13 protein-coding genes are annotated in these 12942 nt (G+C 45.3%); 6 read left to right on the top strand and 7 right to left on the bottom strand.

The window, feature by feature from the left end:
- Nucleotides 1-79 precede the first annotated feature (79 nt).
- Together GB992_RS07205 and GB992_RS07200 are read right to left on the bottom strand one after the other, a co-directional pair.
- Nucleotides 80-502 carry an MFS transporter gene (locus GB992_RS07205; RefSeq protein WP_161001831.1) on the bottom strand — a complete coding sequence of 141 codons (423 nt, stop codon included), beginning with the start codon at nt 500-502 and terminating at the stop codon, nt 80-82.
- Nucleotides 503-622: 120 nt separating this feature from the next.
- The gene (locus GB992_RS07200; protein ID WP_161001830.1) at nt 623-1051 is read right to left on the bottom strand and encodes a MarR family winged helix-turn-helix transcriptional regulator; all 429 of its coding nucleotides are present in this window, start codon (nt 1049-1051) and stop codon (nt 623-625) included.
- 591 nt (nt 1052-1642) lie between these two features.
- On the opposite strand from GB992_RS07200, the gene GB992_RS07195 reads away from it, so the two are divergent.
- Entirely contained in the window at nt 1643-2845 is a 1203-nt protein-coding gene (locus GB992_RS07195) for an aminotransferase-like domain-containing protein (protein ID WP_161001829.1), read from the top strand.
- Nucleotides 2846-3483: 638 nt separating this feature from the next.
- Here the strand turns inward: GB992_RS07195 and GB992_RS07190 are convergent.
- Together GB992_RS07190 and GB992_RS07185 are read right to left on the bottom strand one after the other, a co-directional pair.
- Entirely contained in the window at nt 3484-3822 is a 339-nt protein-coding gene (locus GB992_RS07190) for an iron chaperone (protein WP_161001828.1), read from the bottom strand.
- An 18-nt stretch (nt 3823-3840) separates the two neighbouring features.
- On the bottom strand, nt 3841-5679 hold the full coding sequence (locus GB992_RS07185; protein ID WP_161001827.1) for a heavy metal translocating P-type ATPase: 1839 nt from the start codon (nt 5677-5679) through the stop codon (nt 3841-3843).
- A 475-nt stretch (nt 5680-6154) separates the two neighbouring features.
- Here GB992_RS07185 and GB992_RS07180 point away from each other — a divergent pair, with 475 nt between their 5' ends.
- Nucleotides 6155-6805 (top strand): metal-dependent transcriptional regulator, encoded by a 651-nt coding sequence (locus GB992_RS07180; RefSeq protein ID WP_161001826.1) that lies wholly within the window; start codon nt 6155-6157, stop codon nt 6803-6805.
- Nucleotides 6806-6871: 66 nt separating this feature from the next.
- Here GB992_RS07180 and GB992_RS07175 read toward each other — a convergent pair whose 3' ends face one another.
- The 3 genes from GB992_RS07175 to GB992_RS07165 form a co-directional block, all read right to left on the bottom strand.
- Nucleotides 6872-7474 (bottom strand): cadmium resistance transporter, encoded by a 603-nt coding sequence (locus GB992_RS07175; protein WP_161001825.1) that lies wholly within the window; start codon nt 7472-7474, stop codon nt 6872-6874.
- 5 nt (nt 7475-7479) lie between these two features.
- Nucleotides 7480-8052: a hypothetical protein gene (locus GB992_RS07170; protein WP_161001824.1), complete on the bottom strand. Its 573-nt coding sequence runs from the start codon at nt 8050-8052 to the stop codon at nt 7480-7482.
- Nucleotides 8053-8172: 120 nt separating this feature from the next.
- Complete coding sequence (locus GB992_RS07165) at nt 8173-9054, bottom strand: alpha/beta fold hydrolase (RefSeq protein ID WP_161001823.1); 882 nt, start codon at nt 9052-9054, stop codon at nt 8173-8175.
- A 168-nt stretch (nt 9055-9222) separates the two neighbouring features.
- Here GB992_RS07165 and GB992_RS07160 point away from each other — a divergent pair, with 168 nt between their 5' ends.
- From GB992_RS07160 to GB992_RS07145, 4 genes are all read left to right on the top strand, one after another.
- Nucleotides 9223-10122, top strand: coding sequence for a LysR family transcriptional regulator (locus GB992_RS07160; RefSeq protein WP_161001822.1), 900 nt, complete (start codon nt 9223-9225; stop codon nt 10120-10122).
- A gap of 156 nt (nt 10123-10278) precedes the next feature.
- Complete coding sequence (locus GB992_RS07155; protein ID WP_161001821.1) at nt 10279-11250, top strand: nucleoside hydrolase; 972 nt, start codon at nt 10279-10281, stop codon at nt 11248-11250.
- A gap of 688 nt (nt 11251-11938) precedes the next feature.
- Nucleotides 11939-12256 (top strand): magnetosome magnetite crystal formation protein family, encoded by a 318-nt coding sequence (locus GB992_RS07150; RefSeq protein WP_017261522.1) that lies wholly within the window; start codon nt 11939-11941, stop codon nt 12254-12256.
- 50 nt (nt 12257-12306) lie between these two features.
- Nucleotides 12307-12915: an ECF transporter S component gene (locus GB992_RS07145; RefSeq protein WP_161001820.1), complete on the top strand. Its 609-nt coding sequence runs from the start codon at nt 12307-12309 to the stop codon at nt 12913-12915.
- The last annotated feature ends 27 nt before the right edge of the window (nt 12916-12942 follow it).

Here is a 12942-nt window from a genome sequence, read left to right as displayed (position 1 = left end):
CACTTGAACTAATTAATCAACGACCATTAAAAATACATCATCAACAGACTGCCATTGAAAGATTCCGGGCTTGTTCGGATTAAACTTGTAATTTGCCAGGTGGAAAAATGGCAAACAACATTGTCATGGTTAACGGACTCGCAATTCCTGAACCAGCTGCCTGAATTAATCGACCCGCCAATAAGGCACCAAAAGATGGCGCTATGAAACTTAAAAAGGTTCCTATCAAAAATAACAATTGTGAAAAGATATAGAGCCATTTCACATTAAAACGATCCGTCAACCAGCCAGTGATTGGCACCATGATCCCCATAACCAACAAGAATCCTGTTGTTAGCCATTGAATGGTAGCTGTTGATACAGAGAAAGTACTCATTAACTTCGGTTGTGCGACCGCCATAACCGTCTGGTTCAGCATGTCACAGAAAGTTCCAATCAATAAGGTCAGGACAAACAGTGTACGTGAAAATGTCTGTCCATTAACTTCAATTCTGTTTTTCATCTCAAAATAACCTCTATTTTCAAAATATATAGTTAGAACTCTAACTGTTCGTTTAAAGGTTAGACATCTAACTAACGAAATCGAGTGTAATTGTTAGAGTTCTAACTGTCAATCAAAAAATTAGATTTCTGGCAAATTTTGATCTAATCGAGTTAATAATGCGATTACATCGACCATCTCCGCTTCCGTCAGTCCGTCAACAGTTTGTTCATTAATTTTTTGGGCCAGTGAATCATACTGTACCACCATCGCTTTACCAGCAGCAGTTAAGTACAGTTGCTTATTTCTGGCATTATCAGCTGGCACCCGACGTTCGATTAAACCACGCTTTTCTAAACCTTGTAACACGCTTGTGATACTGGCACTACGACGTTGCACAGCCGTGGCTAATTCTCGTTGAATGACACCATGATCTTGATGATCTGCAATATAGCCAATAACTCTACCCTGGACCGCGTTAATACCCAACTCACGCAAAGCCGTGTCGGCCATCATCCGCTGCTTAATGCCGATGCTGCGAACTAAATCACTAATTTTTCTTGCGTCCATGTTTAAAACTCTCCTCTACTTTGCATTCAAACAATCTTGAATATAGTATTTAACTGACGATTGCGGTTGTCAAAATTGAATGCCCTTCAGCTCACACTATGCTTTTCTACTTCACACAAACATAAACCTTCGGTAATATGAGTACCAATTATTACCAATTTAACTAGCTACTACGTATACAAGTGAAGTCGACTAGAAACATAGTTCCGTGAAAGCATGACTTAGTGGACGGTTTATGGCCACTTAGTCATGCAGGACGAGCTTTGAGACTTTGGGCTGTAAGGCTCAAAATCGAGGTTGAAGACTGTGCAAAACAGGCTGAGACCGGTCCCCATGGAACGGCGTTTCTAGTCGACGCAACGGCCACGCCACAAGCACGTTATTAGATTAGACTAGTAAATTAACTGATAATCACTAAGTATACATCGCCAGTACACAACTAAGCAGTTTATCTAGAAACGAATTACGTTCAGCCTTGTAAATCAGTATTAATAGTGAAAATAATTCACTTTAAATTGAAAAAGTTGAGTTTTATTTATTTAATAACATCCTTTATACTTGGCAACAAGTAAAAGAGAGGAAGCGACAGTTATGAGTGAATTATTTGCAGATCGTGCCGCCATTGGCACAGAAAGTCGTTTGGCACAGTTATTTGGTGGGCAGTTAGGTCCGGACGGGATTAAATTTTCCGCTGGCAATCCCAACCCTGACCTGTTTCCAACCGCACAAATGCAGAACGCTTTTAACACCGCCATCGATACTGCGGGTAACCACTTGTTTGAGTATCAGGAGGTCGCTGGCCCCGTTCACCTTCGTCAACAACTGGCCAATCGCGTTCACCAAACGGCCGGCATCAATGCTACGGCCGATAATGTATTGGTCACCCAAGGCGGCCAACAAGCAATTGATTTAGTAGCAAAGTTGCTACTCGATACCGGTGATGAAGTTGCTGTCGAAACACCTACTTATGTTGGTGCCCTTGCTTCGTTTGATCAATATGGTCCTACCTACTTAGACGTGCCGATGGAAGACGACGGCATGAACGTTGACGCACTCACCGCATTGTTAAAAACCCATCCCAATATCAAACTGGTTTACACAGTGCCAGATTTTCATAATCCCACCGGTGTGACGATGTCCGTTGCCAAACGGAAGCGGTTGGTCGAACTAGCCGAAGAGTATCACTTCTATATTCTTGAGGATACGCCATACCGTGATTTGCGGTACCACGGTCACTCATTGCCAGCTATTAAATCTTTTGACCGCCATGGTCGCGTTATTTTCATCAGTAGCTTCTCAAAGATCTTAATGCCAGGTTTGCGCACCGGTTGGGTGGTCGCGGATGAAATGGTCATCAATAAACTTCGTCAACTGAAAGAAACCAGTGATCTTGAATCACCAGCCATTATGTTGCATGCCGTGTCTGCTTTTTTGGATAACAACGATTTAAACCAACACGTGGCTAACATGCTGACTACTTATCGCAATCGCCTAGACACCATGCTAAACGCACTGACCGAATTCATGCCAGACACAGTTAAATTCACACGCCCTGATGGTGGTTTCTTCGTTTGGCTGACACTGCCAGAAAATGTCGACACACAAGCGTTATTACAGGACGTTGTGATGCCGCAAGCACATATCAGTTACGTCCCTGGTCAAGTCTTCTTCGCTCACCAAAACGTACACAATGGCCTACGCTTGAACTTTTCCGGTGTTGATGAACAACAAATCACTGCTGGCATTCAACGACTGGCAACCGCACTAACTGAAAATACTGTCAAAGTGCAGTAAGTTTTTCCGCCCCCTCTTCGATTCATTCAAAAACAGCGTCCAGATTATTTTGATAGTCTGAACGCTGTTTTTTTACATGATGTGCTTTCGTTGCGCTGACCGGCGACGCCATTTCCGTGAGGACCGGTCTCAACCCGCAAAAGCCGCGGTTTTCAACCTCGATTCTGAGCCATAGTTCGTCTCAGAAATCGTCCCACAATACTAAATGGCTAGACCCCTGCCATTAAGTATTGTCGACACCGAAACTCTGTCGCCGGTCTGCTCCACTACATAATCGTAATTACTTAAGATTTTCAATCTTCACGCATACAGTGATAACGTCATTACTACGAAAAATCGTGGCACTTGCCATACTCAAGCAACATTGCCAAATACTGCTGTCTGAACGTGGTGTTGTCTAGTTTAGTGGTGACGTGGTGACCACTGCTATGTGAGCGAGAGGGCGGCAACATTGACACCAAGCCGTGCAGGTGATGTTAATCTGAGTAAATTTGCTCAGATTTACATCACGGACGGACGTCAAGACTCGCGGGCTTCACGAGGCTCGACGGCGAGGTGAAAGACTTCGGTTTTTAGAAGGCTTGAACCGCGTGTCAATGTTGCCAACCGGTAGCGAAAGCTGTCACGGCACTCACAATCTACCGTTGCTCACGCGCCAAAGCCAACTGAACAATCTTTTTGATCAAGTCAACCGGCAGCGGTTTGTCTAGTGGCAGTTGAATAGCACCTTTGCTAGTATGAAAATCACTTAGCTCCGTTTGCATCAACGCAATCGGTTCCGCGCCAGGATACAAGCCGGTATGGTGCTTCATATTCGCAAAGTGAATAATGTTATGTTGATCATAAAACGTTGGCATGCCATAAGAGATTTTCTCTTGTGCATTAGGCAACTCTGCTTTCAACAATGCATATAATTCGTTCAATCGCGCCTGACGCTCTGCTGGCTGATTCGCGATATATTGTTCGATTACCGTCATTTTTCCTCGATTCCAGGCCTAAGCATTTACAATGTCCGCCTTCAAACCAGCCAACTGGCTTGCTGGCCGTTTCTTCCCACGACGAGCCCGCAATGCAGAAAGGATCGACACAGTGTCCACGACTTCCTGTAACAAGGCACCGATTAATGCGGGCACAACTCCAGTAGCTGCAATCAACATCAGGCCGACACAAACGAAGATCCCGATCAGCACGGATTCTTTGGCAATTCTCATGGTGTCAGCGGCAATGATACGGGCACTCACTACACGACTCAAATCATCCTTCACGATAACAGCATCAGCAGACTCGCTAGCCGCAGTTGACCCGTGAGCTCCCATCGCAATGCCAACATCAGCGGTTGCCAGCGATGGTGCATCGTTCACGCCATCCCCGACCATAATGACTGGTCGTAAGTTTTTCGGCACTTGTTTGAGCGCAGCAATCTTATCTGCTGGCAATAGCTCAGCATGAACGTTATCAACGCCAGCCTGCTTTGCAATGACCATGGCGCCTTGTCGTTGATCACCCGTCAACATCATAATGTGGTCCACACCCAAGCGGCGCAAGCAATTCATGGTTGCCGGCGCTTCGTCTCGCATGGTGTCCATAAACGTAATAGCGCCCAAATATTTACCATCGCGTGAGACATACACGGCCGTTTGCTGCTGTGGTGATAACTTTTCTTCGGTCACAAAGCTAAGTTTGCCGACCTTGATAAGATGACCATCAACCTGTGCGCTCACGCCGTTTGCTGTGGATTCCGCCACATCGCTAACGGGCACCAAATGTTGTGCACCAACATGTTCAACCAATGATCGTGCCAGAATGTGGCTCGAGCCCTGTTCTACACTAGCCGCTAACTGCAACAACTGATCATTTGTAGTTGCGCCTTCCGGTACCACTTGATCAACGCTTAGAACACCATTCGTGATCGTCCCAGTTTTATCAAACGAAATACTACGCGCATCAGCTAGTTTTTCAAGAGTTGTCCCAGTTTTAACGATGATCCCGTTGCGTGATGCCCGTGACATTCCAGAAATTAGCGCAGTCGGTGCTGCCAAGATCAATGGACATGGCGACGCAACCACTAACACTTGCGCAAAGCGAACTGGGTCTTTAGAAATGAACCAGGCAATTCCCGCAATCACATAAGCAATCAATGTAAATGGGACAGCATAGCGATCCGCCATGCGCACGAAATGTGCCGGCCGTGCTTCTGCCTCACGAACTAATTGAATAATCTTTTGGTATTGGCTATCAGCCGCCAGTTTGTCAACCTGAACCGTGACGGTTTGATCACCATTCACTGCACCAGACATCACTTCATCCCCGACACCCTTTTCAACTGGCCGTGCTTCACCGGTCAGGGAAGATTCGTCAAACGTGGACGTCCCAATAACGACATGTGCGTCAGCCCCAACCATTTCGCCGGGCTTGATTAGCAAGCGATCGCCAACCTTTAGTGAATCAACGTCGACATCAGTGATGGTGTCATCCGTCACGCGGTGCGCAACTTCGGGTGTTTTATCCAGTAATGCCTGCAACTCACTGTTCGCACGCCGTGATGCAAAATCTTCCAACGCATCGCCGCCAGTTAGCATAACTAAAACAACCAACGCGGCCCAGTACTCATCAACGGCAAGTGTGGCAACCACCGCAGTAATTGCAAGGAGGTCGACACCATATTTACCACTGCGTAGCGTTCGAATCATCCCCATCAACATTCCAAACGCCATTACCGCCCCTACAATTGTAATCAACCACTGAGCAGCAAGCGCTTGATGTGCGATAAATTGCAACACTAATGCAATGACGGCGACCGTAATGATCAAACTCAGTTTTTGCCGGTTTTTCATGGGTAGCCTCTCCTTCGTTGTGTGTTGTTTGTTAAATTAATTATATTAGAATCATTCTAAACAATCAATAAATAGTTTATTTTTCTATCCTATTTATTCAAAAAATACTTTTCCTTTAAATTGGTCTCAATAACTATTAAGGATACGTTTAATTCGATACTGTTGTTTTCAAAAAATGACAGCTCAAGAGTGAGTCAAATTAAACTTATGAGCACCTATGCTGCAAGACAAAGGGCACGCCGCTTGTCTTATGAAGTGATAACCATCTGCAACATAATAATTATCAAGCAATCATTAATAAGAGACAATTTAAATGCTTATACTGTGACAATCACTCAACAATATAAAAATCGCTTAAAACCAATTGTGACGCCACTTACTTTTTCTCTATCTTCGCCGTCATTTACTTGTTATTTATGCGTAAATGGGCTATAAATGTTGTAACGCACAAAATTAAATTAACGGGTGGAATAAAATGACTCCTATGAAGGAAGACTACCTAAAAATGATTTTTGAATTAGGTGGCGTTTCTGGAAAAGTTTCAAATAAACAATTAGCGTTGAGTCTCGACATTGCGGCAGCGTCAGTTACTGAAATGATCAATAAATTAGTGGAAGAACGGTTGGTGTCACACACACCTTACGCTGGGATCTCACTAACTAAGTCTGGTCGTAAGGCAGCTGAGGAACTGGTTCGTAAACACCGTTTATGGGAGTGTTTCCTATTTCAAAAATTAGGCTACACTTTGGCAACAGTGCATCAAGAGGCGGAAAAACTGGAACACAGCTCAAGTGATCATATGATTGACGCACTTGATGCCTTTCTAGATCACCCTGGTCACTGCCCACATGGTGGTGCCATTCCTGATCAGGCCGGTAACTACGAAGTCGGCAGTCGGACAACGCTGGACGAAGTTGCAGATGGCACAAAGATTCGTTTGGCGCGGTTCGTGGATAACCACGACTTGCTGGACTACTTGGAAAGCCTCAACTTCTCTATCGAGCAAACGTACACGATCAAAAGTCATGCACCGTTTGAAGGTCCGTTGACGTTAGCAAAAGCCGATGGTTCTACTGTTGATGTCAGTTTTAAGGCCGCCAACAATATTTTCGTTGATAAATTATAATTGAATAGTTTTCCAAAAAGGCGATTTCAGCACGCAAAAACGTGCTGAAATCGCCTTTTGAGTTTTTTAAAATAAACCGCTACTTAAAATAATAAATAGACCAATGATAATGAACAGGCATGGAATCAACCATGTACCAAACCGTTCAATACCATGAGCGATAGCCTTCGTTTGGACCAAACGGTTACTCAACCATAACCAAAGGGCCGTCATCACGATAAATACGAAAACAATTGTGACCATTCGCCATAATGGTTGATGCACAAAAAACGGGATGTAGACACTTAGATTGTCCCCACCGTCACCAACGGTCACACTCCAAACCAATGCCACGGAGAGTTTGCCAGATATTGCGGAAACAGTACTAGCTTCCTCCGCCGTGGCTTCGGTTACGGCTTGTGGTCGTTTGAACCATTTCCAAAGATTGACAACCCCAACAGCCAACGGTAGCAGTCCCAATAAACCGACCCACTTTGTTGGGACTGTCATGAAACCTAAACTAAGTAGCCAACTGGCCGCAACCAGCGAAAGAATCCCGGCATACTGACCAACAATAACGATTGTCCGATCACGGGCCGTGCGCACAATGCCCCAAAACAACATTAACAGAATTAAATCATCTGTATTCGTGACCAAAAAAGCCACGACTGCTGACCATATCAACGCCATGCTCATCACATCCGTTTCCGGTCAGCACGGCGTTCGTCACGTCGCGCATGTCGTTTAATCGTTGCCCAGAAGGCCGGTGAACGACGTCCCAAAGTTAAGGTGTAACTCAGGCTGGAACTAGCAGACAATGCCCACAGGACCCACCAACCGCCGCCGTGAATTCGTCGAACCGGGAATAGCTCCTCGATAACACCCTGAAAAGCTTCCTTAGACACCGCCGCAATGGCAAGTTCCTCGTGTTTCAGAATCGCTTCAGCGACCACTTGAATTGCTAAAATCAACGCCCACCCGATGAGGTAGTGAAGCCCACCACGTACTTCCACGCGATCTTCTAAATTTGACTTTTTTATCGGACGAATCGTGGCAAATTGGCCTTGATACACACCTATTACGGTACCAAGTATCAACATCCCCAACGCGATGATAACGTTGACGCCGCTATATTTAAACGTTACGCCAAACATAATTAATGAAAAAATCGGAATTAACCAGTAGCGCCAGCGTTTAGGGCGTTCAAACCCAAACTGACCACGGATAAAATAAATTAATAATAGTAAACTCAAAATCACTGTTATCATGATGAATGTCCCACCTTGTCAATTGCCTCTCCATTATTATGGTTTTCGACAAGCGCGTCCATCTTTTTTATTGGCTATGATTATTTTGTTATTTTGTCACAGCACGATTTTCTAGTTACGTTATTTAGTGTGTTCAAACCACTGAATGGCTTCATTGGCGACTCGCGTTGATTGTTCACGTTGAAGAAAGTGTCCCGCTTGCGGCCACAATTCCTGTTTGAATGGGCCATCCATAAACGATGCCATTGAACTAGCTTGATGATAATCAGTGCAACCATCGGCCTGACCGATTATGTTTAGCGTTGGCACTGAAATTCGATCATTTCGTTGTAACCGTTCAGCTAACGGTGCGTAGTGTCCATCCGTCGGTGCATACCCCCAGCGAGACCGATACATATCGAGCGTCACCACTGCCCAATCTGGATTGGCAAACGTTTCTTTAAAGTCAGCTCGGTCGGTCTCAGTTAGTACGTAGCGCGGACTCCACACTTGCCACATGTGTTCGGCAAATGTTAATGGATGATTGCGCACGTAACGCTCACCCTGTTCCGTTGTCATGAACCACTGGTACCAGAAATTTTGAATTTGCTCTAGGGATAAGTTTCCAAACGTTTGCCACCCCTCTGCGAGGACTACACTACTGCGAGTAATGGTCGTCCCCCATAGGTTGCTCATCATTAACGCTGTAAACGCGCCCCAGTCTTGACCAATCACGCATACTTGTCCCAATTGCAGGACATCGATCAAATCCTTAATATCCTGAGCCAATGCGAAAAAGCTACCGGTCCGGCGCGTTTGTTCATGTCGGAAGCGAGTGTGGCCAAATCCCCGCAGTGACGGAACAAGCGTCTGGTAACCCGCTTGGTGTAATATCAGTAACATTGCATCCCAAGTGTGCCAACTGTCCGGCCAGCCGTGGAGTAATATCAATGGCTGCCCATCACTAGGACCACTGATGTTAACGGCCATGTGCAGATTCTGTGTATCAATTATTCTTTCCATTCTAAATCGCCTCCAGCTTGCGCAACGTTCTCTTTTTATTTAGTATAAGAACAAATTAGCATTCATAAAAATTGAACTTTTTAAACTAAACTATTGAAAATATTGAATCACACTAAAAGGACAAAAAAGTGATAGTTCTCTTTCATGTCACCGCTGGAGGCAAAACTTATGGATATTCAGTACTTTCGAACATTTAAAATCATTTTGGCGACTGGTAGCTACTCGGCTGCCGCTACTGAACTGAATTACACGCAGTCAACAATTACTGCGCAAATGAAACGACTAGCCAGTGTCATTTGCGAACCGCCCTTTCTTTTTCGTGGTAAGACACTACGTTTGTCCCCAACTGGCAAACGACTGGTCCCCCTTGCCGACGCCATTTTAGCGAACTATCAACAAGTCACTGATCTGGCAACACCTCATCAACTGAGTGGCTCACTGCGTTTGTCGGTCCCAGAATCGTTAATGATGTACGGTTTGAATCCTGTTCTGCAAGGTTTTGCCGCCCGCAATCCCCTCGTTAATCTCACTATTAACAATGCAACCTGTGTTCAAAACCGCAAACTGTTACTATCCGACCAAGCGGACGTTGCCCTAATGCTGTGGCCATTATTTAAGCCAGATCCACAATTATCAGTCATTGACTTAGGCGCACAATGTTGTTCGCTCGTTGCGGCAAGAAATGCGCCGACCACATTGAAAGCTATCTTGGCACAACCGCAAGCGCACTTCGTTATCAATGAAAAGCAATGTGGCTACCGACAGGCGTTTGAACAGTATCGCCATCAACAATATCCCGAGACGCATATGCAAACGATGGAAGTCTGGAGTTTGGCAGCTATCAAGCAAACCGTAAGCGCTGGTCTGGGCTTTAGTTTTCTACCAGATTTCGTAATCCAGGACGAATTAGCAAATGGGTTGCTAAAACGTTTAACCCCGAACATTCCCACAAAATTGCACATTCAGCTATTGTTCCGCAAAAATTGGCACCCGGCCGCTGTTGAGCAAATGGTTCAGACCATCAAAAGCCAGCTACCAACCGCTATCCCTGCTACTGATATTGATTAACCTTGTCACTGGTCTATCCGCATTTGGCCTGGACTAACTTAATAAGAAAATGAGAAATGAACGGTAGGGCTTGAGTAAGGGCTTTCATTCGTCTATTATTGAGAGTGTAAATAGACACTTTCACAGTGTTAAATCTTATTTTTCGGGGGTTACAAGATGGCTACAAAGAAAATGATTCTTGATTTGGACACTGGTGTTGACGATGCCCTGGCTATTGCTTATGCGGTTGCTTCACCAGAAGTTGATCTGATTGGGATCGTTTCATCATACGGAAACGTACTGGTTGATAAATCAGCTGAAAACTCACTGGATCTATTGGAATTACTGGGTGCCACTGATGTGCCTGTCTTCTTGGGTGAATCACATTCAAGCACCACGGATCACTTTGACGTGATGGAAATCAGTCAAAAGATTCACGGTGTCAACGGAATTGGTGAAGTTAAGGTACCAAAGGCAAAACGTGCCGTTGAATCCGAAGGAGCAGTTGATTTCATCATCGACGCTGCTCACAAATATGGTGACAACTTGATTCTGGTTCCAACTGGCCCACAAACCAACTTGGATGCAGCCATCACTAAGGACCCTGAAATCGCCAAGTTAATTGGTAACATGACCTTTATGGGTGGTGCTTTGACAGTTCCTGGTAACGTTACGGCCTTCACGGAAGCTAACATTAACCAAGATCCAGCCGCTGCCGACCGTGTCTTCCGTTCACCATTGAAGTCCACAATGGTTGGCTTGGATGTTACGCTGCGGACATTGTTAACGAAGAAAGAAACACAACAATGGCGTGACTTAGGTACAGTTGCCGGTGAAAAGTATGCCGACATTACCGACTACTACATCGACGCTTACTACAACTTGGACATCGACAAAAACGGTTGTGCCATTCATGACCCATTGGCCGTTGGTGTTGCCATCGATCCTAGCTATGCTAAGTTGATCGATTTGAACATGAAAGTTACTCATGATGACCCAGCTAACCCTGCCGATGTTGGCCGTACAATCGGTGACACTGCACGTTTGAACGACCCAACAACCAACATGAAGGTTGCTGTGGATGTCGACAAGGAACGTTACCTCGCCCACTTCATGGACTTGTTAACAAACTTGTTCGCCAAACACTAAAATTAACTAACATTGCCTTGTGCGATATTAAATATCCGAAACGACTCCCCCTCAATTGGCGGAGTCGTTTTTTCTCGCACATCTTCCTATGAAACTGTAGCTTTAAACAGCTCACCGCCGTTACGCCGATTGAAAACGCCGTTCCATGGGATCAGGTTCAACCTGCAAAACCAGCAGTTTTCACCTTCGATTCTGAGCCACAGTTCGTCTCAGAAGTCGTCCCACAACACTAAGCGGCCCCAGTTCATGCCGCTAAGTGTTGTCGACACGGAACTCTGTTTTCAATCAGCTTCACTTCGCTAGTGAAGCGCTAAAATACCAACAAGAAATTTCAAGAAAAACGGCGCCGGGAATTAAATGCCGTCCATGCAGAAATTTCGACCACGTTAGACGTAGGCGTCAATATTGATACCGAACCGTGAAGGTAACGTTAATTCGGTGGTTTTCCGAATTTAGGTTGGGACGGTCGCAGAGACTCGGGTTTCCACGAGGCTTTGTGGCGAGGTGAAAGACTTTGGTTTTCAGAAGGCTTGAACCGGTCCCACGGCGGAGCATATCAATATTGACGGCCGTAGTCGCCAGTGCTCCACTATCTCGTAGACGGTCAATTCTGAACAAAACTTTTGGCGTGATCACACGGGATAGCGTAAAATAAAAGTATTAATTTTATCAATACAGGAGCGGTATCATGACACATAAAATTTTAAGTGCCCTCAGTTACCTAAGCATTCTATTTCTACCCGTTTTATTTCCACTAGTTGTTTGGATTGCAGCCGCTGGTCAACGCGATGTAACAACACATGCCGCACGTGCCTTCTGGACACAGTTATTGCCAACACTGATGGCTTTCGGAATTTTCTTCTTCGTGGCTGTTTACGGCCTAACCATCGGACCAAACGCTGGGATGGGTTGGTTAACACTCCTTTTTATTGGAGCATTTGGTCTTGCATCATTAGTATTGTGGTTTTATAACATCGTCATGGGCATTCGTGTCCTGCTCGACTAGACTGTTCATCAACGACTGAGGACTAAACTTTTATCCGAGAGGCTAACCATATGAAATCAAGTTCAAGCACAAATACCCGCAACCTCGTGTTGGCTGCGTTGTTTATTGCGATTATCATTGTTCAGGTTTTGGTGCCCTTTTTAGGTTACATTCCCTTGGGACTCACTGCACTGGGCATTCAAATTTCAATCATTCAGTTTACCGTTGCAATTGCCGCAATTGTCATGGGTCCATGGTGGGGCGGTCTTATCGGTGGCGTCTGGGGCCTAGCGTCACTCATTCAGGCTTGGACGACAGTCTACAATCTCGGTGCCTTTCTATTTCGTAATCCTGTCACCGCGATTTTGCCACGAGTGATGATTGGAATCGTCGTTGGGTACATTTTTCAAGAATTGGCGGTCAAACGACAACATCGTGGTTGGGCATTAACTTTGTCAGGCTTCATGGCTTCATTTACCAACACGGCATTAGTTGTTGTTTTCTCATGGATTACCATCGTGATGTTCCACATCTACTTTCCCGGAATTCCACACAGTGGCACCTTCACGTGGATTTTATTATCACTGGTTGGCGTCAATGGAATTGCGGAAATGATTGCCGGCGTCATTATTGTGCCAATCATCGGTGGAGCCATTTTAGCCGTTCGCCGCTCACGCTAATTAATCACTACGTTTGTTTGCTGACTA

The sequence above is a fragment of the Furfurilactobacillus milii genome, assembly GCF_009863985.1.
GTDB lineage: Bacteria > Bacillota > Bacilli > Lactobacillales > Lactobacillaceae > Furfurilactobacillus > Furfurilactobacillus milii_A.
This window is presented reverse-complemented; position numbering and strand designations above follow the sequence as displayed.